Below are 21,093 nucleotides of genomic sequence, written 5' to 3'. Positions count from 1 at the left end.
TGAGGGGATAGATGGAACGCAAGAGCAGGTTCTCCCAGTGGCTGCGCCGCCCCAGGAGCGGAGCGGGCGGCGATACGGGTACCGGAGCGGCCTTCGAGGCCGCCCGCGAAGAACTGCTCCTGGCCGCGGCAGCCGCCGGCTTCCCGCTGGCCCCCGCCGCGCACCCGTCGGGCTACGGCTGTTCCTGTGAGCGCATCGGCTGTCCGACGCCCGGCCGCCACCCCGTCTCCTTCGCCTGGCAGACCCTCGCCACCACCGACGCCGAACAGGTCACCAAGTGGCTGCGGGCCCAGCCGGAGGCCAACTTCATCACCGCCACCGGCATCGCGCACGACGTCCTCGACGTCCCCGCCGAGGCGGGCCGCAAGGCCCTGGAGCGCCTGGAGGCGGCCGGCGTCGAGGTGGGCCCGGTCGCCACCGTCACCCCCGACCGCATGCTCTTCTTCACCGCCACCCGCGGCACGCCCGACGACGAGGACGAGTGGTGGCCCTGCGAGCTGGACTGCCACCCGGAGACGATGGACGAGCATCCGGGGCTGCGGTGGCACTGCCGGGGGAGCTATGTCCTGTTGCCGCCCTCGCGGTTGCCGTCGGACGGCGGCGTCGAGTGGTTGTACGGGCCTGAGCGTCAGCTTCCGGATCCGCTGTCGCTGCTGGAGGCGCTGACGGATGCGTGTGCGCGGTACGCGGGGGACCGGCCCGACCATCATGAGTCCGCGGCCTGGCCGATGAGCCGCTAGCCCTGCGGGCGCGTCCTCGATCGCCGGACGGGCTGACGGCTACTCGCCCTTGACCGCCGTCACGCCCTCGATGCGGTTGAGGAAGACGACCCGGTCGTCCGACTTGGCGGGTGGTATCCGGACCGCCGACTCCGACACCTTCGTATACGTCACCGACCGCTTGAGATCGCCCGCCAGCAGAGCCTTCATCCGCGGATCGGTGATCGCGGGCCGCAGCCCCTCGGCCATGGTCCGCCGCTCCCGGTGGTGCGCGGTGAAGAACGCCAGCGCGCCGCCGTCCTCGGTGCGCAGCGCCGGCGTGGGGAAGCCGTCGGGGCGCTCCGGGGTGTCGATGAACTCCGTCCAGAACGTGGGCGTCCGCTTGATCTTGTCGCGGTCCTCGCGCAGCCCGGTGGTGCGCGGGCCCGGCGCGAACGTCCGCCCGGAGCCGGTCCGCAGGAAGTCGGTGTACGCGGTGCTCACCGCGTTCGGCGCGGTGGCCAGGGCCGGGTCCTCGCCCTTGGCTGCCGGCACGGCCTGCGCGTAGCCGTCCTTGTCGGTGGCGAACACCGGCACCTTGTCGGGGCTGAGGATCGACAGATAGGCGGCCCGCCAGGGCTCCTTGACGCCGTCGCGCAGAAAGACCACGAACCAGCGGTTGCCGTCGCGGTTGCTGCGGGTGTCGGCGAGGAAGAACTTCGGCCAGCCGGCCTGCTTGGGGATCGTGAAGCGGGCGTCGTCGAGGACGAGGGGCGGATACTTCGGGTTGCCGCCCGGCGTCAGCGCGCTCTGCGTCGTCATGTCGGCATCGCCGATCTCGGCGAGCGGACCGCTCTCGACCCGGGCTATGACACCCCGGTCGAGCTTGCGGTACGCCTCGTTGTAGCCCTCCGTGAAGCGCTGGAGGACCTTGGGGGCCTCAGCCCTGTCCACCGACGGGATGATCTCCCGTTCGCCGTGCACCGTCACGCACCCGGTCGCCGTCAGCAGCAGCGCCGACGCTGTCAGCACCGCCGGAGCGGTCGGCGGCCTGTGGGACTGCCGGCGTCTCATGGGACTTCGACTCCTTGGTGGCTGCTCGGTTCGGCGCCACCCTACCCGGGGCGAAGAAGACCAGGAGGGTGGGTACCAGATACAGCGCCCACACCGCGACCTGGAGCCAGGTCGGGTCCGGCTGGAAGTTGAAGACGCCCTTCAGCAGGGTGCCGTACCAGCTGTCGACCGGGATCTGCTCGCTGATGTCGAAGGCCTTGTTCCCCAGACCCGGCAGCGCGTCGGCCTCCTGGAGGTCGTGGAAGCCGTACGCGAGCACGCCCGCGGCCACCACGATCAGCATGGCGCCGGTCCAGGTGAAGAACTTCGCCAGGTTGATCTTCAGCGCGCCCCGGTAGAACAGCCAGCCCAGCACCACGGCCGTCAGCAGGCCCAGCAGCGCGCCGACCAGCGGCCGTACGCCGTCGTCGGTCGCCTGCACGGCCGTCCAGATGAACAGCGCGGTCTCCAGGCCCTCCCGGCCCACGGCCAGGAACGCGGTGACGACCAGCGCGGTGGTGCCCATCGCGAGCGCCGCGTCGAGCTTGCCGTGCAGCTCCTTCTTCAGGTGCCGCGCGGTGCGCCGCATCCAGAAGACCATCCACGTGACCAGGCCGACCGCGACGACCGACAGCGAACCGCCGAGCATCTCCTGCGCCTTGAACGTCATGCTCTGCGAGCCGAACTGCAGCAGCGCGCCGAAGCCCATGCTCAGCAGCACGGCCACCGCGATGCCGAGCCACACCGGGCGCAGGGCGTCCCTGCGGCCGGTCTTGACCAGATAGGCGACGAGGATGCAGACGACCAGGCTGGCCTCCAGACCCTCGCGCAGGCCGATCAGGTAGTTGCCGAACATACGGCGTTCCCTCCTGTTTCCGCTGAAACGTCGATCACGCGAAGAGCGCCTTGCCCCACCAGTCGTCCTTGCCGCGGACGCCCGGCGGGACGGCGAAGACCGCGGAACCCACGTGCTGGATGTACTCGTTGAGGGCGTCCTTGGCCGCGAGCTGCGTCTGGAGCGGCACGAAGCCGTCCCGTACGTCCTTCTGGTACGCGATGAAGAACAGGCCGGCGTCCAGGCGGCCCAGGCCGTCGGTGCCGTCCGTGAAGGAGTAGCCGCGGCGCAGGATCGTCACGCCGTGGTTGCTGTCCGGGTGGGCCAGCCGCACGTGGGCGGTGTCCTTCATCGCCTTGAGGTTGGGCTCGTCGCGCTCGCGCTGCATGCCCTGCGGGGCGCCCTCGGACTTGTCCCGGCCGAAGACGTCCTCCTGCTCCTTGAGCGAGGTGCGGTCCCAGGTCTCGATGTGCATCCGGATGCGGCGGGCGACGAGGTAGGAGCCGCCGACCATCCAGTCGGGGCCGTCCTTCTGCCCCACCCAGACGTACTTGCCGAGGCGGTCGTTCTCGGTGCCCGCGATGTTCCGGGTGCCGTCCTTGAAGCCCATCATGTTGCGCGGGGTCTGCGCGTCGGGCGTCGTCGAGGACGTCTTGCCGAAGCCGAGCTGCGACCAGCGGATCGCGACCCGGCCCATGCCGATGCGGGCGAGGTTGCGGATCGCGTGCACGGCGACCTGGGGGTCGTCCGCGCAGGCCTGGACGCACAGGTCGCCGCCGCTGCGGGCCGCGTCGAGGTTGTCGCCGGGGAAGGCCGGCAGGTCGATCAGGGCCTTCGGGCGGCGGGACTTGAGGCCGAAGCGGTCCTTGCCGTCCTTCTCGAAGAGGCCGGGACCGACGCCGAAGGTCAGGGTCAGCCGGGAGGGCTTGAGGCCGAGGGCCTCGCCGGTGTCGTCCGGCGGCAGCTCCTCGTTGTCGCCGATCGCGCCCTCGCCGACCTCGTGACCGGCCGTCATCCGCGCGGCGGCGGCCGTCCACTCCTGGAGCAGCTTGACCAGCGCGGCACGGTCGGTGGTGGTCACGTCGAAGGACGCGAAGTGCAGGCGGTCCTGCACGGCGGTGGCGATGCCGGCCTGGTTGTCGCCGAAGAACGGCACGGCGTCGCCCGCGGAGGCGGAGGGCGAGGCGTCGTCACCGCCGCGCAGCGCGGCGGCGGTGCCCCCGGCGGCGGCCGCGCCCAGCGCGAGCCCGGCACCGCCCCAGCCGAGTATGGAGCGGCGGGAGGGCGCGGGCTTCTTCCCGCCGGTGGACGTCTCGTCCGTCATCTTCGCGTCCGTCGTCTTCTCGTCAGCCATGGAAGTCGTCTCCCCGGATTACTTCGCGACGGCCGCGGCGAGCTTGGACAGCGGCTCGGAGAGGGCGTTGACGGCGTCGGACAGCTTCTTGCGGTCGTCCTTGCCGACGGTGTCGTACGACTTGAAGCTGTCGCCCTCGCGGTAGTCGCCGAGCGCCTTCTTCACCGCGTCGAACTGCTTGTCCAGTTCCTTGGTGAGCTCCGGGTCGTGCTTGGAGGCGACCGGCTTCAGCAGGCCGTACGCCTTCTCGGCGCCGTCCACGTTGGCCTCGAAGTCGATCAGGTCGGTGTGGCTGTAGCGCTCCTCCTCACCGGTGATCTTGTTCCGGTAGACCTCGTCGAGGAGTTCCTTGGCGCCGTTGGCCATGCTGGTCGGGGTGATCTCGGCGGTGCCGACGCGCTTCTGCCAGTCCTTGAGGTCCGTCATCAGCTGGTCGGCGAGCTTCTTGTCGTCGTCCGAGATCTTCTTGTCGTCCCAGAGCGACTTCTCCAGCTTGTGCCAGCCGGTCCACTTCTGGTCCTTCTCCAGGCCGTCCTCGCGGACGTCCACCTTCGGGTCGATGTCACCGAAGGACTCCGCGACCGGCTCGGTCCGCTCCCAGCCGGTGCGGGAGACGGCGTACTGCTTCTTCGCCTCGTCCAGGTCGCCGTTCTTGACCGCGTCCGCGAACTTCTGCGCCGCGGGGATCGTCTCGTCGGCCTGCTGCTGCACGTACTTGCGGTACTCCGCGACGGCCTTGTCCAGCGCCGGGTCGCTCTTCTTCTCGGCGCCGCCGCCCGTCACGGTGATCTTCTGACGGATGCCGTCGCCCTTCATGCCGGGCTTGCAGGCGACCTCGTACGAACCGGCCTTGATGGTGGCGGTGATCTCCGCCTTGGTGCCGGGGCCTATGTTCTCGCGCTCGGTCACGATCCGGTCGTCCGGGGCGTAGACGTACACCTCGGTGACCTTGGAGCCCTTGTTCTGGACATTGATCTTGACGTGCCCGGCCGGGAAAGAGGTCTTGGAGAGCTCGCACTTGTCGTCGGATGCGGTGACGTTGACGGCGTCCGAGCCCTTGCTGTCCGACTTCTCGGCGCAACCGGACACGGCGGTCAGGGCTGCTGCCGCCGCGACGGCGGTGACGGCAGAGGAGCGGAGGACTCGCATACGGGGCTCCAGGCATGTTCAAGGAGGGCGGAACTGAACTCGGCCGAACTTGGCCGGAACAACATGGCCTAATTAGGCCGCCCTAACTTATCTGAGGCTTGCCTACCCTGTTCCCCAAACGGTGCGTGATTCTGCTCTCACGCGGCGAAAATCTCATCCCTCTCGTCTCGGGATCACCAAGGGTTCACCGGTGCGCGGATGATCAATTACCTCCACCGGCTGCATATAGACATGACTCAGCAATTCCGCGTCGAAGACCTCGGACGGCGGGCCCTCGGCCGCGATCCGGCCCCGGTGCAGCACGGCGACCCGGTCCGCGTACGCCCCGGCGAGGCCCAGGTCGTGCAGGACGACCACCACCGCGTCGCCCGCCGCGGCCCGCTCCCGGCACACCCGCAGCACCAGTTCCTGATGGCGCAGGTCCAGCGCGGCGGTCGGCTCGTCGAGCAGCAGCAGCGGGGCGCGCTGCGCGAGGACGCGGGCGAGCGAGACCCGGGCCCGCTCGCCGCCGGACAGCGCGGCGAAGGACCGGTCCGCGAAGCGGGTCACCTCGGTGGCGGCCATGGCACTCCGCACGGCCTCGTCGTCCTCGTCCTCCGCGTCGCTACCGGCCCAGGGCGCGCGGCCCATCCGTACGACGTCCCGGGCGGGGAAGGGGAACGACAGCTCCGCCGACTGCGGCAGCACGGCCCGGCGCAGCGCGAGGTCGGCGGGCGTCCAGGCGCCGGCGGGCCGCCCGTCGATCCACACCTCGCCCGACTCCGCGGGCAGGTCGTGGGCGAGCGCGGCGAGCAGGGTGGACTTCCCGGCGCCGTTCGGCCCGACGAGCGCGAGCACTTCGCCCCCGGCGACGGCCAGCTCGACCTCGGAGAGGACGGTACGGCCCCCGAGCCGCACCCGCAGGGCACGGGCCTCGGCCCGCACGGTCCCGATGGGGGAGGGGAGCGGCAGATGCCGCGTACGGGACCGGAAGAGGGAACGCATCAGGCCCAACCCCCTTGTCTGCGCCGCGTCCTGCGCAGCAGCCAGAAGAAGAACGGGCTCCCGAGCAACGCCGTCAGGACGCCCAGCGGGAGTTCCGCCGGCTGGGCAACCGTGCGGGCCGCGAGGTCGGCGGCGACCAGGACGAGCGCGCCGCCCAGCGCGCTGCCCGGGACGAGGAAGCGGTGCCCAGGGCCCGCCGCCATGCGCAGCAGGTGCGGCACCAGCAGCCCCACGAAGGTGACGATCCCGGCCACGGCCACCGCGGCCGCCGTCAACAGCGCCACCACCAGCACCAGTACGAGGCGCAGCCGCTCGACGTCCACCCCGAGGTGACGCGCGGGGCGCTCGCCGAGGGCGAGGAGATCCAGCTTCCGGGCGAACCAGGGCGCGACGGCCAGCCCCGCCACCGCGCACGGCAGCACGGCGAGCACTTTCGGCCACGTCGCCTGGGCGAGCGAGCCGAGCTGCCAGAAGGTGATCTGGGTGACCTGAGCGCTGTCCGCGAGGAAGACGCACAGGCCGATGAGGGCGCCCGCGAACGCGTTCACCGCGATGCCGGTGAGGATGAGGGTCACCACCTCCGTACGGCCGCCGGACCGCGACAGCGCGTACACCAGCAGGACCGTCGCCAGCCCGCCCACGAACGCGCACACCGCCACCGTCCAGTTGCCGAGGAAGGTCAGCCCGAGCGCGATCGAGGCGACCGCCCCGACGGCCGCGCCCGCGGAGATGCCGATGACGCCGGGCTCGGCGAGCGGGTTGCCGAACACGCCCTGCATCAGCGCGCCCGCGCACCCCAGCGACGCGCCGACGAGCAGTGCGAGGGCCACGCGCGGCAGCCGGACGTTCCACAGCACGCTCTCGCCGACCCGGTCCAGCGCGTGACCGCCGAGGCCCGTGCGGTGGAGCAGCGAGCCGAGTACGTCGCCGACGGGGATGTCGTACGCGCCGAGGCCCGCCGAGAGGAGGCAGAGGGCGAGGAGGGCCGCGGTCATGCCGAGGGCGAGGAGCGGGCCCGTACGGCGGCGCCGGGGTGGGGTGTCCCCGTCGGTGGCGGAGAGTTCGGGCGGCTTGGCCAGGAGGGCCACGTCAGGCCCCCTTCGGGTGGATCTGCTCGATCAGGGAGGCGAGCACGGTGTCGGTGCGGGGCCCGAAGTTCAGCAGGACGCCGTCGTCGACCGAGGCGACGCGGCGGTCCATCCCGGCGGGGGTCTGGGCGACCCCGGGGATCTTGAGGAGGCCGTCCACGCCGCCGACCGAGTCGAGGCCCTTGCTCATGACGAGCACGACATCGGGGGCCGCCTTGGCCAGAGCCTCGCTGGTGAGGGGAGTGAAGTCCCTCTTCAGGCCCGACTCCTTGCCCGCGTCCACCCCGCCCGCCGCCTCGATGAGCGAGTCGGCGCCTGAGCCCGCGCCGCCGAGGAGATAGACGGACGCCGAGCCGCGCAGATAGAGGAACGCGACCCGCGGCTTCTTCCCGCCGTCGTGCGGAATGTTCTTCCTCGCGGCGTCGACGCGCTGCTCGGTGCGCCGTCGCAGCTCGTCACCGGCGGGGCGGACGCCGAGGGCCGCGGCCACCTTGTCGATGCGCGGGCCGACGTCGTCCAGTCGCTTCGCCGGGTCGAGCACGACGAGGGGGATGCCGGCGTCCCGGATCTGGTCGATGGCGGTGGCGGGCCCGGTGGTGGTCTCCGCGAGGACGAGCGTCGGCTTGAGCGAGAGGACGCCCTCCGCGGAGACGTCGTGGGCGCGGGTGACGACGGGGAGCTTCTGCGCCTGGTCGAAGGTGGCGGTGATGTCACGCGCCACGACGTGGTCGCCGAGGCCGAGCGTGAAGACGATCTCGGAGAGGGCGCCGGTGAGCGGGACGATCCGGTCCGCGCTGCGTACGGTCACGTCGTGGCCGTCGACTGACCGTACGGTGACGGGGAGTTGAGGGCGTGGCGCGCCCTTGAGCGGTTCGACGCGGTCGGCTGCGGCTGTGCTCTGCGACGGGCTTCCGCTTTCGCTCTTGGAGCAGGCGGTGAGGCCGGTGAGTGCGGCCAGGAAAGTCAGCAGGGCGACGAGTGCGCCGATGCGACGCCGGGTACGTATCGGAGGGCCCGCCGACTGCCGTTGAAGCACGGTTCCGCCTTTCGCTCCGGCCGGGGGTTTCCGACCTGATGGGATATAGCTTAGGTTAGCCTTACCTAAATTGCTATGTGGTGAAGCCTGCTGACCTGCCCGAAAGGGGCCCTCATGCTGCTCCCGTCCAGACCCGCCCGCCTCCCGGCCCTCGGCCTCCTCACGGCGCTGCTGGCGGCGCTGACGCCGATGGCCACCGCACACGCGGCGGAGGCCCGGGAGATATCCGGCGGCCGGCTGGACTGGGGGATCAAATCCTCCTTCCAGAGCTATGTCACCGGACCGGCCGCGCACGGCAGTTGGGAGCTGCAGGGCGGGGCGGCGACGGAGGGTGACAACCAGTTCCGCTTCCACTCCGCCAAGGGTTCGTACGACTCCGACGCCGGCGCGTTCGACGCGTCCTTCCAGGGCGGGGTGCGCTTCACCGGCCACAAGAAGCCCGACGGCTCGTACGACCTCGACCTCACCCTCAGCCACCCGGCCGTCGGTGTCTCCGGCGGCAAAGGCACGCTGTACGCCGACATGACCGGCAAGGCCAGGGGGACGGGCGAGGTCACCACGGCCTCCCACGTGCCCTTTGCCTCGCTCGACCTCTCGGGCGTGAACCTGCGCGGCGACGATGCCGCTGCCGTCACGCTGACGAACGTTCCCGCCACACTCACCTCTGATGGCGAGAAGGCGTTCGGCGGTTACTACAAGGCGGGTACGGCGCTCGACCCCGTGAGCCTGTCCGCCGACGTCGGGACCGCACCGTCCGAGAAGGCGAATGAACCGGACCTTCCCAAGGGCGAGTTCAAGGAAGCCGCCGTCGACTGGGGGGTGCGCCGCACGTTCCGCGAGTACGTCTCCGGCCCCATCGCCCAGGGCTCCTGGAAGGTGGGCGACGGCGCCCAGGACGGCGGCGCGCTGTTCCGCTTCCCGCGCGGCAAGGGCGCGTACGACGCGGAGAAGAAGGCACTCGACGCTTCCTTCGACGGCACCCTCCGCTTCACCGGCAAGCACCTCGACCTCACCCTCGGCGCGGTCAAGGCGGCCGTGAAGGACGGCAAGGGCACGCTGTCGGCGGACGTCGCAGGCGGCAGCGGCGAGGGCAAGGCCCTTCCGCTTGTCACCTTCGACGCGTCCGCCCTGACCGAGAAGAACGGCCTCGCCGCCGTCACCGAGGCCCCGGCGAAACTGACGGCAGAGGGCGCGAAGGCGTTCGGCGGGGTGTACAAGGAGGGCGCGGACATGGACCCCGTCTCGCTCGCCGTCCCACTGACCGCGACGGCGAAGCTCCCGCCGCTGCCGAACCTGGGCAAGGCATCGCCTTCTGCTTCCGCGGTGCCTGCACCTGCGCCCGAATCGGCTGAGGCCTCCTCCTCGTCCGACTCCTTCCCGGTGCTTCCGGTTGTGGTTGCGGGGGTGGGTGCGCTGGTGGTGGCGGGTGCGGTTTTCCTGGTGATCCAGCGGCGTCGGGCGACGCCCGCAACGGGGGCATCTGATTCCGTTTCAGGCGAATGACCGGCCTGCCCGGTGTCGTCCGTGACGTCCCCCCATGCGCCACGGCCGACCCGGGCGGTCCGTTTCCTACGTGGCGGCAGTGGCCGATCGCCACATAGGGCACGGTCCAGGTAGTAATGAATCGGCCAAGTGGGCAGACCGGCGCTGCTGGCCGGGTGGGCGCTCTGGCGGCCCTGGACGCCGACGCGTGTAGTCGACGGTGGCGAGCCTCGAAGACTTATCAACTCGCGTTGTTTTGCAGTACGTTGACCTTCGCTTTTCGTGTGGATGAATCAACTGGCGGTGATCAGGCGCCCTGAGGCTGCCGTCAAGGAATGCAGCTTGGAATGCCAGGGACGGGTGGCAAGAAGAAGCCCATTGCGGCGTGCGGCATATGCCGGATACGGTCTTGGAGACCGGCCTGGCTGGTCGGCATGCGGGAGGGGGTTGGCGGAGTGATGGCACTCCGCCATGCCATGCATGCCCCGGGGTGTTCGTTCACAAAGCTGGGGAGAATTGTGAACCGCAAGTCTGTGTATTTGGCCGTAGCGACAGCCGTTGATGCCGTCGTGTTGGGGTTCGCCGAGCCATGGGCCTCGGCTGTCGGGATGCTCGGCGAGTAGAAGAACGGCATCCCTTCGAAAGCGGATGCTGTCGCCAATTAGAGCGGCTGTGCAGCTCCTTCGTTCATTCTCGGCTATGGGCTGAGAGGCACTGAACGCCTACGTCGTCGGTAGGGGCGTGCGATAAGCGCGACGGCTGCGGCTTGCGGCGAGGCGGGCCGAGGCCATCGCAAGCGAGCTTCGGCGGTGTCGCAATCGGTGCGGTGCTGGAGGCATTCACGGGAGCGGGGCGTTGCGGCGGCGCTCTGCCTAAAAGGAGCGGCGTACCGAGCGTGGCAGCTCCCTGATCAGGGCGGTTTGGCGGACTCCACCGCCTTAGCCTTGATCCACCGCCGGACGCCTTGTGGATAACGTCTTGGAAAACAAGAAAGTGCCTTGTGACCTGCAATGATGGGAGTTCTTCAGGCTTCCAGCACGCATAATCAGCAAGGCACTTCCGAGATGCAAGTTTCCCACACGCCAGCGGCGGTCTCCGCCGTGTTCGATGACCCGAATCTGATCGCGCATGCCGGGCTGGTCCCGGTGATGCGACTGGCCGGGCGGTGCGGTCTGCCCCGGCTGGTGACGGAGAAGGTGAGGCTGACCGGGGCGAAGAACGGCGCGGGTGCGGCGGCGGACGCCAAGGTCACCAGCATCGTGGCCGGCATGGCCGCAGGGGCCGACAGCATCGACGACCTGGGCGCGCTGCGCCACGGCGCGATGCCGACCGTGTTCCGAGGGATCCGTGCCCCGTCCACCCTGGGCACCTTCCTCCGCTCCTTCACCCATGGCCATGCCCTCCAACTCCACGCTGTCCACCGCAGGTTCCTCGCGGAACTGGCCGCGCACACCCCGCTGCTGCCCGGCTCCGACGAGAAGGCATTCATCGATGTCGATTCCACCCACAAACGCGTCTACGGCCGGGCCAAGCAGGGTGCCGAGTACGGCCGGTTCAAAGGCATCCGCACCCTGCACCCCCTGCTCGCCACGATCTGCACCCCCGCCTCCCGGCCGGTGATCGCCACCGTGCGGATGCGCCGCGGCAAAGCCGCCGACTCCCGCGGCGCCCCGAAACTCGTCAGCGAGGCCCTGGCCACCGCCGTCGAGGCCGGCTGCACCGGCATGCGCATCCTGCGCGCGGACTCGCAGTTCTACAACGCCGGTGTCATCGCCGCCTGCCGCCGGGCCGGCGCCCACTTCTCGGTCACCACCGGCATGAACCCCTCCATCAAACGGGCCATCCACAGCATCCCCGACACCGCCTGGCAGCAGATCACCTACCCGACCGCAGTGCCCGACCCGGAGACCGGCGACCTCATCCCGGACGCCGAAGTCGCCGAGATACCCGTCTACGCCGCCTTCGTCAGCCGCAGGAAAGCCTCGCGGGTCACGGCCCGGCTGATCGTGCGCCGGGTCCGTGACCTCGCCAAACCCGCCACCGTGGGCGAGCAGGGCGAGTTGTTCCCCGTCTGGCGCTACCACCCGTTCTTCACCGACAATCCCGCCCGGACCCTCCAGGCCGAGCAAGAACACCGCCACCACGCCGTCGTCGAACAGGTCATCGCCGACAGCAAAGCCTCCGCCCTGGCCCACCTGCCCTCGGGACACTTCCATGCCAACTCCGCCTGGCTGACCCTGTGGGCGATGACCTGCAACCTGCTGCGGGCGGCCGGCGCACTGGCCTCCGCCTTCCACGCCAAGGCCACCACCGCCACTCTCCGCACCCACCTGGTCCAGGTTCCGGCCCGGATCGCCCGCTCCGCACGACGCATCACCCTGCACCTGCCGCACAACTGGCCCTGGCAGCATGCCTGGACACACCTCTTCGACACCGTCCACGGCCCACCCGGCTGACACGACCAGCCCCTACCCGACCCGCCCACCGCCAGGGCCCAACCGGAACCGAACCCGTGGAAAAGCTGGGCAGACCAGCGACTACAACCTGCCCATGCCCAACCACCGACCTCAAACCGGCTCGAAACCGGTCACAAGATCACTCCCCAAACCACGTCGGTGGATCAGGGCTTAGCCCTGCACACATCGGGTCGCCGGAATGCGGCGGCAGAGGGGTACTGAAATCAGTATGCGCAAAAGACGCTTCACTTCGGCTGGCGTGCGCCAAATCGTCACGCACGGGATCGTCGCGACCACCGCGCTGGCCGCCGTCACCGGCGTCGTCGCACCGGGCACCGCCGTCGCCGCGCCGTCGAGCGCGGTGGCCGACGCAGGCAGCATCGGGACCAACGACGAGCAGCGTGTCGCAGCGGCGGCCGTGGTCCGGCTCGACCCGAAGCCGGACGTACTCCTGCTCAGCGACTACAACTTCATCCACGCGCTGTGGCAGAAGGCCAGGGACGCGGGCGAGGAGCTGGGAGCAGTACGCACGGCCGCCGAGGAGGCGATGGCCAGCCCCAAGGCCGAGGACCACGTGCGGTTCATCACGACCGGCATCCACCAGGCGTACAAGCTCGACCAGCAGCGGGAGAAGGACAAGGCCGACGTCGAGCGCGCGGCCAGACTCGCCAAGTCCCAGGCGCTGCTCGCAGTTGGCATTCCGAGCAACTCGGACCTGCTGGCGCTCAGCGACGACAACTTCATCCGCGCGATCATGAGGCACGACGCCGCCGGACCGGAGGTCCGGACGGCGGCTGCCAAGGCGCTGGCCAGCGACGCGCCGGCCTGGCGGGAGTTCATCGTCAACGGCGCCCGTGAAGCCCACCAGCGGGACATGGCCAACGAGCGCAAGGAGCTGGAGGAGAAGAACCGCAAGGAGGCCGAGCGCCTCAAGGAGCGGGCCGCCCGCACGAGTGCCGCGGCGCTGTTCCGCATCACGCCCTCCGAGGCCATGCTCAACCTCGGCGACGACAACTTCATCCGCGAGCTGCTGCGCGTCGCGCCCGACGACCTCCGGAACACCGAGCTCTATGCCGCGGGCCAGAAGGCGGTGTTCAGTGCTGACCCTGCGGACTGGAAGCAGTTCATCCACACCGGGGCCGAGCAGGCGTACAAGCGTGACGACGAGGCTCGCCGCAAGAAGCTCGCCGAGGCCAACCGCAAGCTCGCTCTGAGCATTCAAAGCACGGCGGAGAACGGCGGGGTGAACCCTGGTCTGGTGGCCGCGGCCAAGAAGGCGCTGGCTGGCAGTGACGAAGACGTCGCCGAGTTCCTCAAGGAGGACAACCTGAAGCGGGCACGGCGGCAGTCCGTACAGTCGGCCGAGGAAGCCAAGCTGGCGGGCTGGTACATCCGCCAGTCCAGTGTGGATGACGGAGGAGTCTTCCTCACCCCCGTCAACGCTAAGAGCAAGCTGTCCGACCGTCAGGACGCCACCTGGACCGTCGTACCCGGGCTCGCTAACGAGCCTGGCTGCTTCTCCTTCGAGTCGGTGCGCAAACCCGGCCACTACCTGGCATTGGTGGATAAGCCAGAGCCGTATTGGGGTGCATATGCCGTTCCGGACGACGGTAGTCAGGAATTTCGCAGGAACTCCACTTGGTGCGCCCGAAGGGGCCCTTCGGGTAACTGGACAGCTTTCCAGATGGTGAACGATCGAAGGGCTTGGCTGAGGAATTGGTACGGCAGTATACAACCCATACATGAGGACGATTGGCCCAATGAGTCGAAGACTCATTGGAATATTTCTCCCCCGCTTGCACCCTGACCCCACTTTCTGTTGATCTCTCCTGAGGAAAATGGATCCTATGACGTCCCGAACATTGCGATCCGCGCTAGCAATTGGAGCCAGCGCGGCCGTGCTGATTTGTAGCGCGGCCACGGCTCCGGCATCCGCCTCTCAAAGTCCGTCATATGTGCGGTTGCAGGTGGAATACAGCGGAAAATGCCTCACCGTCGAAAAGGGCAGCATGCGGTCATATGCCGAGGTAATACAGTCCACCTGTGAAGATGGCTTGGACAACCAGCTCTTTGAGCTTATACCTAGCGGTTCGGCGCTTTTCCGCATACGTGCCAAACATAGCGGTAGTTGCATCTACGGAACCGCACAGAGGTGGTGCGTCGACGATGGCGACGATGAATCTAAATGGAGGGTGATACTGGTCGATGTCACCAAGGACCTGTACGAACTGCGGTTTACGACTTGGTTTGATCGGGACGCTGACCAGTGCCTGACTATCGACCCTAATGCCCTTAATAGCGACGGTGCGCACACCCTGGTCCAGCGCTGCATCCAGCACCCCATGCAGCATTGGCGCCTTCAGTCAGTCGATTCTTGATGTTCACCACAGAGAAAGGAATGGACTTTTTCATGGCAATGATCGTACGAAGTGTGCTGGCCGCCACTGTTAGTCTCGCTGCGGCTGTCGGCGGTTTGGCCACCGCACACGCTGAAGGGCGCACTCCCATTTCCTCTGTCGCGTCAGGGGCAGTCGTACGACTCGAAGTTTCACATAGCGGCAAATGTCTAGACCTCAACAGTGTTAACCCTGGGAACACCAAGAATGGTGCGCGTGCACTGCAATGGGAGTGTGACGGGAGCAGTACTCAGCAGTGGCGGGCTATTCCCACAGATAATTCTTCCTTCGAACTCCGGTCCGTGCCAAGCACCAAGTGTCTTGAAGTGGAGAACAGTGGTACTCAGGCTGGCGCCACTGTTCAGCAATGGGACTGCAACGGGGGCAAGAACATGCGTTGGAGCATGATCCTCGTTGATCAGCAGAAGAAGCTCTTCCAGTTGCGGCCTACGCACACCAAGGAGCGCTGTCTGGACGTATATGACGCCGGGACGGCCAACGGCGCGACGGTGCAGCAGTGGTACTGCAACCAGACCGCCGCCCAGCTTTGGCGGGTCCTGCCCGTCAGTTGACCGGCGCCGTGACCACAGCCCGTTCCTCCAGGAGTGAGAGCACTGCAATGCAGGTTGTTTTCTTGAGAGACCCGAAGTGAACCGTCAGCGGTGGGTTGCGCAGACGCTGACGGTCAGCCTGCTGGTCGGCGGCGGATCCCTCGCGGGAGCGACGCAGTCATGGGCCTCCACCCCTGCCCCGATCGTCGCATCGGCCGATCAGTCTTCGCTCATCGCGGCCGCCGCGGCCGAGGACGCGCGCAACCGCGTCCTCAAGATAGCCAAGTCGAACCTCCCCGCCGAGGTGCGCGTATCAGCGTGGAACGCGCTGCGCAGTTCCCGGGGCGACGTGGCGATCACTGAATGGCTGGCCCCCGGCGGCGGCTATGACGCCGCCAAGCAGCGGATGAGGACCACCCGCTCCCGGAACACGGCGTTCTGCGAACGAGTGGTGAGCACCCACACCGCAGAGTTCTCCCCCGAGGTGCGCGCCGCAGCCGAACGCGCCCTGAAGGGCACGGATGCCGACCGCGCGGCCTTCGTCAGGACCGGCTACGCCGAAGCCCAGCAGCGTGACCGATCTGCCAGGGAGGCTGACGCGCAGCACTGGCAGGAAGTCGCCGCGAACGAACGAGACTTCGTGCGTACCCTCGAGGAGCACGACCCAGGCGAGCAGGTGCGGGTCGCGGCGCAATGGGCGCTGCGGGCCGGATCCACAGATGCTGACGTCGCAGAGTTCTTTGGCTACGGCTGGGCAGCCGGTGCCGCTTTGGACCTGGATGGCTATCGAATGCGGGTCGCGGATGCGGAGGTGCTGCGGCATCGCACACTGACGCTCCTGATCGAGAAGGCCACTGCCGCCGAGCGGGACCTGAAGAACGCGGCCGACACAGCCAAGGCCCGGGCCGAGGCCGAGCAGGCCTGGAAGGCAGTGGCTGAGCACGCCGATGCCGCGCGGAAGGCGTGGCTGGCTGAGCAGGACACGGCCAAGGCGCAGGCGGAAAGCTGGCGGAATATCGCCAAGACCGCCAAGGAGAGCGCGGACGGGCTCTGGAAGAACATCGCCGGGTCCGCTGAGGCCAACCAGGACTCCTGGGCCAAGGAGCAGACGGAGGCGGCCGGTTCGGCCGCGTTCTGGAAGGACATGTTCGACCGGGCCCAGGACAGCGAGATCCGCATGCGGGGCTGATTCCGTACGGCCGAGGTGCATAGCCCGTCAGCCGGGCGCCTCTGCCGTTCCCGCGGTTTCTCCTTCTTCATTCGATCCCCCTGCCCACACGCATAGGGCAGGGGTTTTCTTTTGCATTCCAGCAGGAGGTTCTCCCGTGAGGGACAGACGATTCCGGCCCAGAGCCGGAGGTTTACGCGGTGGCGCACCCGCAGTGGTGAGCAAGGCCGTTTCCATAACGGTGGCTGTTGCGCTGCTGGGCGGCTTGACGGGGCAGGCTGCAGCCGCCGTCGACTCGTCTGCCAGGGCAACCGGACTCAACGCCCCGGCGCTTTCCGCCCTGGACCGCCTGAATGCCGCGCGGCAAGCGACGGCCAAGGCGCCGGCCGCCGCACCGAAGTCCAAACTGGATCAGATCAGTGATGAACGGGACCGGCAACTCGTCGAGGACTTCGCCGAGTTCGACGAAGAGGAGGAAGTCAAGGAGGCCGCCAAGAAGGCCCTGGAGAGCAGCGATCCGAACGCGATCCGGGAGTTCCTGGCGCACGGCGAGGCCGATGCCCGCAAGCGTGCGATGGAGAAGAAGGACGCCACCGACGTCAAGAATCGCCAGCAGATCGAGGCGATGCGCGGCACCGGCGGTCCGTACTTCGAGAAGGAGGTCGACCGCGTCCTGAAGGGGTCGGCCCGGGACCGTGCCGACTTCCTGGCGTTCGGTGCCGACATCGCCCGGCAGCGGGACAAGAAGACCGAGGACAACGACCGCAAGCGCGCGGAGGAGAACCGTAAGCGCGTGGAGATGCTGGTCGGCGCCGGCGGTCCGGAGGTGAAGAAGGCCGCCCAGGCCGCGCTGGCCACCAATGACGACCAGAAGATCGCGGAGTTCCTGGAGAAGGGCTACCTGGTTGCCGCGCAGAAGGACGCCGACGACCGGGCAGCGCACGAGAAGGCCCTGAAGGAGGCCCAGGAGGCCGCGGACAAACTGCGGGACCTGGCCGAGAAGGCCGCCCGCGCGGCGGATGCCCGCACCAAGCTGATCACCGCGCACGGAGACGCCGTCAAGGCGCTCAAGATGTCGTCCAACGCGATGAGTTCGGCGGCGGCGGCCTCGCGGCAGGCCGACCGGATGCTCTCCGCGGACCGGGCCGGCAAGCGGCTGTCCGACTACGACCAGGTTAAGGCCGAGGTCGCCCGCCAGGTCGAGTACGCCGGCTGGGCGGCCAAGGCGGCCGACGTCGCGGCACGGCAGGCCAAGACCCAGGCCGACGTGCTGGTGGAGACCGGGCTGACTCATGGCGTCCAGTGGGCCGAGGTTGCGGCGGGCATCGCGGCGGCAGCCGATGCGGCGGTCAAGGCGAGCGAGACCGCGCAGCACGCGGTGGAGGCAACCGCCGCGGACGCGGCGGGGCTCAATGCCAAGAACCAGGCCGAGTTGCATGAGCAGCAGGCGAAGCAGTGGCGGGCCAACGCCGAAGAGCACGCCAAGGCCGCAGGACGCCTGGCCGATGCTGCAGGCAAGCAGGCGAAGATCGCCGAGACTGCGGCCGCGCGGAGCAAGCAGGCCCGCATCGACGCCGAGAAGGCGGAGACAGCGGCCTGGGATCACGCCAAGAAGACCCGCGAGGCGCGGGTTGAGGCCCAGCGGCAGGCGAAGATCGCCGCCGAGCAGCGCAAGACCGCCGAGCATGAGCGCGCCCTGGCGTCCGAGGCCCGGGCCCGGGCCGAGCGCGAGCGGGACAACGCAGCCGCGGCGAAGGCGCGTGCGGAGGCCGAGGCCCGTACTGCGTCCGCCAAGCGCGCGGATGCCAAGGCGGCCGCCGCCGATGCGGCCGAGAAGCGGGCGGCTGCCGCCGAGCAGGAAGGAAAGGCCGCCGGCGCCGACGAACGGGCCCGTGGCGAGGAGACCAAGGCTCGCGAGGCCAGAAACAAGGCGTTCGACGCCGAGCAGGAGCACAGGGCCGCAGAAGCCCGGGTCAAGGCCGACGAGGCGATTGCGGCGTCCCTCAAGGGGACAGAAGAAGGCGCTCTGGCGCGCGCTCACGCGGATGCGGCGCGGCTCGATGCCAAGGCGTCCGGCGAGGCTGCCGACCGAGCCCGTACCGCTGCTGACGAGGCCGGTGGTGCGGCCACGAGGTCCCGCGCCGCGGCCACCGAGGCCGCAGGAGCAGCCGCCCGATCCCGGGCCGCTGCCGCGGAAGCCGGTGCGCACGCTGCGCAGGCCAACGCTGCGGCGAACAACGCGGAGGCTGCCGCCTCCGCCGCCAACGCGGCGGCGAACAAGGCCACAGCCGAGGCCGCCGCCACGCACGCCTCGGCGCAGCGGGCCGACGCGAAGGCCGCTGAAGCAACCGCTCAGGAGGCCCGTGCGGGCATTGCCTCGTTTGAGGCGGCCCGGCTGGCCGGGCTGGCCGCGATCGAGGCGAACGGTGCCTTGCAGGCCGCGAACCGAACCAGGGACGAGGCCGACGGCGCGACCCGCGAAGCCGCGATGGCGCAGCTCCAGGCCGGTGTTGCGGTGCAGGCGTCCGCAGCGGCCAGGTCCACGGCGGCCGGCATCGCCGACCCGGCCAACACCGCCATCAACCTGACCGCTCCCTTCTCCGGCACGGATGTCGACGCCGACTTCGCGACCGAGGTGGCCAAGGCCGCCCAGGAGACGGGCGAGAAGCAGGTCGCCTCGGCCGATGCCAAGGCCGCAGAGGCGGTCAAGGCCGCGGAGGACGCCGAGACAGCAGCAAACCGGGCCAACGCACAGGTGGCTCCGGCGTTCAAGGCCGCCGCGAACGCGGCGCGTTCCTCAGCTGACGCGGCTCGTTCGTCGGCCGCGGCCATGAAGTCCGCTGCCCAGGCTGCAGAGGACGGAGCCAAGGCAAGATCGGCCGCAGCGCGCGCCAACCAGGCCGACGCCCAGGCTCAGGCCGACGCGAAGGAGGCCGTGCAGGCCGCCAACGAGGCCTACGCGGACGCAGCGGCAGCACGCAATGCCGCAACTCAGGCCGAGGCAGAGGCGGAACGGGCACGAGGAGCCGCGACCGACGCGGAGAACCAGGCCACCGCCGCCAGCAGCGCCGCCACCCTGGCCGAGAAGGAAGCGACCGTCGCCCAGGACGCCGCGACCCAGGCGAAGAAGGACGCCACCGACGCCGGCAAGCTGGCCGACTCTGCCGAAGAGCACGCCAAGTCGGCCGAGGAAGCAGCCAAGAACGCTGGGAAGTACGCCCGCGAAGCTGACGAAGCTGCCAAGAAGGCCGAGGACTACGAGCGCGAGCAGGAACGCAAGGCGCGCGAAGAAGCGGTCAAGCAGGATGGCGAGGGCATTGGCTCCGAGCTGACTCCGGAGGAAGAGAAAGAGCTCAGAGAACGCGGAATTTCTCCGGAGCAGTATGAGGAGGACCGGAAGCTCTCCGATAAGTCGATCGATGACTATCTGATCGAAATCGGCAGCGAAATCCTCCTGGAATTCATCCCGCGCGAGGAAATCAAAAAATGCATCCGCGAGTTTGACGTCGTAAGCTGCGTCACCGCGCTGATTCAGCTCATCCCTGCATCCAAGCTGGCCAAGGCCGTCTGGAAGCTGGATGAACTCTACACTGCCGCCAAGCGCCTGTTGGGCATCGGAAAGCTTCTGAAAAAGTCTGCCGACGCGAAGAAGCGTGTAAAGAAAATCGAAGAGATCATAAAGGAGATCAAAAAGAAGGTTCCTGCCTCCTGTCGAGTGAAATCTAATCCGGGCAAACCCAAGCCAAAAAATGCCAAGCCCGTCAGTTTTGCGACACAAGTCTCGGTATCGATGTTCGGTGGTGCGCGCGCAGGCCGCACGGCGATCTCGACACGCGATTCCGATCGCTGCGACGAGGAGGGCGAATACCTCTATCGGGGAATCCCAAAGGGGGCATCCGAAGTATGCTGAAGCTCTACAGGGCCGGGCAGTGCCCAGGGGTGGGCATTCTGATCCAGCCCGTCACGCGGGAGGGAATCCCGATAGCGAGTTCACCTCATGGACTCACGACTATGAGGGTGTGGCCCTTGATGCCGCTGAGGAACTTGGCCCAGGTGGAATCGTCCTCAGGATCCGGCATTCAAGTATCCCAAAGAGTATAGATTTTCAGATTCATGATACGGATCGCGAGATTTATGAGGAGTTTGAGCATGCATTGCTCGGGCCAATAGAAGGCGCAGAGATCAGCATAAACAGAGGTCCCTGGACCCGTCCGGGCAAGTAGGTCTCACAGGATGCGAGTTCCTCCTGTCGGGTGCGGCTAGACTGTCGCCCCGACAGGAGGGTTATCTGGAGGTACTGTCCATGGATAGGTTGCAGCTCATCGGCCTCCTCGCAGGCGATGGCAGGACCTCCCTTCTCTGTAGATCCGCTTTGGCTGGCGGTGCAGAATTCGAGGTATGGGATGGAGGTACACCGACCACGCGTTTGGCCTCCATCTACTCTCGCCGAATGAGAGCCGCCGATAGAATCGGGCAGCCGTCGATCGGATTCGGTGATGCGGTTGCCGACCTGACGGATTGCACGGAACCAGAGCTAGCTATCGGGTATGTGGACGATCGCCCCGGAGGGGGGTATTATTTTCAGCTTTTCTTGACCGCTGACCTTGAAAGGATTGTGGCGTGTTTGGGTGTGAAGCCTTCTGGGGCCGATCCCAAAGGTTTCGATTCGGATTGACCGGGAGCTGAATAGGGCGGGTGGTGAAGGGGTTCGGCGTCATCGTTGGCAAGATGTTCCGTGTCGCCGTGATCGACGACCAGCGTGATCCCGGCTCGACTCGGTGCACTCGACGTGGATCTGGAGATCGTCCGAGTGCTGAGGACGGCGACGGATTGCTGATTTTGA

15 protein-coding genes are annotated in these 21,093 nt (G+C 68.2%); 8 read left to right on the top strand and 7 right to left on the bottom strand.

What is annotated here, in order from left to right; genetic code table 11:
• Nucleotides 1-11: 11 nt before the first annotated feature.
• The gene (locus tag DXZ73_RS14410) at nt 12-740 is read left to right on the top strand and encodes a bifunctional DNA primase/polymerase (protein WP_116211396.1); all 729 of its coding nucleotides are present in this window, start codon (nt 12-14) and stop codon (nt 738-740) included.
• A 39-nt stretch (nt 741-779) separates the two neighbouring features.
• Here the strand turns inward: DXZ73_RS14410 and DXZ73_RS14405 are convergent, their stop codons facing one another.
• The 7 genes from DXZ73_RS14405 to DXZ73_RS14375 form a co-directional block, all read right to left on the bottom strand.
• The gene (locus tag DXZ73_RS14405) at nt 780-1,652 is read right to left on the bottom strand and encodes a hypothetical protein (RefSeq protein ID WP_240351734.1); all 873 of its coding nucleotides are present in this window, start codon (nt 1,650-1,652) and stop codon (nt 780-782) included.
• The gene (gene efeU / locus DXZ73_RS14400; protein WP_116211394.1) at nt 1,639-2,607 is read right to left on the bottom strand and encodes an iron uptake transporter permease EfeU; all 969 of its coding nucleotides are present in this window, start codon (nt 2,605-2,607) and stop codon (nt 1,639-1,641) included. Before efeU ends, DXZ73_RS14405 begins: the two co-directional genes overlap by 14 nt.
• A 34-nt stretch (nt 2,608-2,641) precedes the next feature.
• On the bottom strand, nt 2,642-3,910 hold the full coding sequence (gene efeB / locus DXZ73_RS14395; RefSeq protein ID WP_116215618.1) for an iron uptake transporter deferrochelatase/peroxidase subunit: 1,269 nt from the start codon (nt 3,908-3,910) through the stop codon (nt 2,642-2,644).
• A gap of 48 nt (nt 3,911-3,958) precedes the next feature.
• Nucleotides 3,959-5,089 carry an iron uptake system protein EfeO gene (gene efeO, locus DXZ73_RS14390; protein WP_116211393.1) on the bottom strand — a complete coding sequence of 377 codons (1,131 nt, stop codon included), beginning with the start codon at nt 5,087-5,089 and terminating at the stop codon, nt 3,959-3,961.
• Nucleotides 5,090-5,242: 153 nt separating this feature from the next.
• Nucleotides 5,243-6,073, bottom strand: coding sequence for a heme ABC transporter ATP-binding protein (locus DXZ73_RS14385; protein ID WP_425315836.1), 831 nt, complete (start codon nt 6,071-6,073; stop codon nt 5,243-5,245).
• A complete protein-coding gene (locus DXZ73_RS14380; protein ID WP_425315916.1) occupies nt 6,073-7,152 on the bottom strand; it encodes a FecCD family ABC transporter permease in 1,080 nt (359 codons plus the stop codon). Before DXZ73_RS14380 ends, DXZ73_RS14385 begins: the two co-directional genes overlap by 1 nt.
• A gap of 10 nt (nt 7,153-7,162) precedes the next feature.
• Entirely contained in the window at nt 7,163-8,197 is a 1,035-nt protein-coding gene (locus tag DXZ73_RS14375; RefSeq protein ID WP_240351339.1) for a heme/hemin ABC transporter substrate-binding protein, read from the bottom strand.
• Between the two features lie 114 nt (nt 8,198-8,311).
• Here DXZ73_RS14375 and DXZ73_RS14370 point away from each other — a divergent pair, with 114 nt between their 5' ends.
• The 7 genes from DXZ73_RS14370 to DXZ73_RS14340 all read left to right on the top strand — a co-directional run bounded on the left by DXZ73_RS14370 (nt 8,312) and on the right by DXZ73_RS14340 (nt 20,160).
• On the top strand, nt 8,312-9,700 hold the full coding sequence (locus tag DXZ73_RS14370; protein WP_116211391.1) for an HtaA domain-containing protein: 1,389 nt from the start codon (nt 8,312-8,314) through the stop codon (nt 9,698-9,700).
• 1,043 nt (nt 9,701-10,743) lie between these two features.
• The gene (locus DXZ73_RS14365; RefSeq protein WP_116209103.1) at nt 10,744-12,135 is read left to right on the top strand and encodes an IS1380 family transposase; all 1,392 of its coding nucleotides are present in this window, start codon (nt 10,744-10,746) and stop codon (nt 12,133-12,135) included.
• Between the two features lie 229 nt (nt 12,136-12,364).
• The gene (locus tag DXZ73_RS14360) at nt 12,365-13,942 is read left to right on the top strand and encodes an AbfB domain-containing protein (RefSeq protein ID WP_240351338.1); all 1,578 of its coding nucleotides are present in this window, start codon (nt 12,365-12,367) and stop codon (nt 13,940-13,942) included.
• Between the two features lie 31 nt (nt 13,943-13,973).
• Entirely contained in the window at nt 13,974-14,513 is a 540-nt protein-coding gene (locus tag DXZ73_RS40595; protein ID WP_116211389.1) for an RICIN domain-containing protein, read from the top strand.
• On the top strand, nt 14,513-15,103 hold the full coding sequence (locus tag DXZ73_RS39435) for an RICIN domain-containing protein (protein ID WP_116211388.1): 591 nt from the start codon (nt 14,513-14,515) through the stop codon (nt 15,101-15,103). Before DXZ73_RS40595 ends, DXZ73_RS39435 begins: the two co-directional genes overlap by 1 nt.
• 76 nt (nt 15,104-15,179) lie before the next feature.
• Complete coding sequence (locus DXZ73_RS14345) at nt 15,180-16,271, top strand: hypothetical protein (protein ID WP_240351336.1); 1,092 nt, start codon at nt 15,180-15,182, stop codon at nt 16,269-16,271.
• A gap of 196 nt (nt 16,272-16,467) precedes the next feature.
• On the top strand, nt 16,468-20,160 hold the full coding sequence (locus DXZ73_RS14340) for a hypothetical protein (protein WP_162890164.1): 3,693 nt from the start codon (nt 16,468-16,470) through the stop codon (nt 20,158-20,160).
• Nucleotides 20,161-21,093 lie beyond the last annotated feature (933 nt).

It is taken from the genome of Streptoverticillium olivoreticuli subsp. olivoreticuli, assembly GCF_003391135.1.
GTDB lineage: Bacteria > Actinomycetota > Actinomycetes > Streptomycetales > Streptomycetaceae > Streptomyces > Streptomyces blastmyceticus.
This window is presented reverse-complemented; position numbering and strand designations above follow the sequence as displayed.

Excerpts from the sequence above, each read along its gene's own strand:
- efeU (WP_116211394.1), bottom strand. The coding sequence starts at position 2,607 with ATGTTCGGCAACTACCTGATCGGCCTGCGCGAGGGTCTGGAGGCCAGC.
- DXZ73_RS14365 (WP_116209103.1), top strand. The coding sequence starts at position 10,744 with ATGCAAGTTTCCCACACGCCAGCGGCGGTCTCCGCCGTGTTCGATGAC.
- efeB (WP_116215618.1), bottom strand. The coding sequence starts at position 3,910 with ATGACGGACGAGACGTCCACCGGCGGGAAGAAGCCCGCGCCCTCCCGC.
- DXZ73_RS39435 (WP_116211388.1), top strand. The coding sequence starts at position 14,513 with ATGTTCACCACAGAGAAAGGAATGGACTTTTTCATGGCAATGATCGTA.
- DXZ73_RS14370 (WP_116211391.1), top strand. The coding sequence starts at position 8,312 with ATGCTGCTCCCGTCCAGACCCGCCCGCCTCCCGGCCCTCGGCCTCCTC.
- efeO (WP_116211393.1), bottom strand. The coding sequence starts at position 5,089 with ATGCGAGTCCTCCGCTCCTCTGCCGTCACCGCCGTCGCGGCGGCAGCA.
- DXZ73_RS14410 (WP_116211396.1), top strand. The coding sequence starts at position 12 with ATGGAACGCAAGAGCAGGTTCTCCCAGTGGCTGCGCCGCCCCAGGAGC.
- DXZ73_RS14385 (WP_425315836.1), bottom strand. The coding sequence starts at position 6,073 with ATGCGTTCCCTCTTCCGGTCCCGTACGCGGCATCTGCCGCTCCCCTCC.
- DXZ73_RS40595 (WP_116211389.1), top strand. The coding sequence starts at position 13,974 with ATGGATCCTATGACGTCCCGAACATTGCGATCCGCGCTAGCAATTGGA.
- DXZ73_RS14360 (WP_240351338.1), top strand. The coding sequence starts at position 12,365 with ATGCGCAAAAGACGCTTCACTTCGGCTGGCGTGCGCCAAATCGTCACG.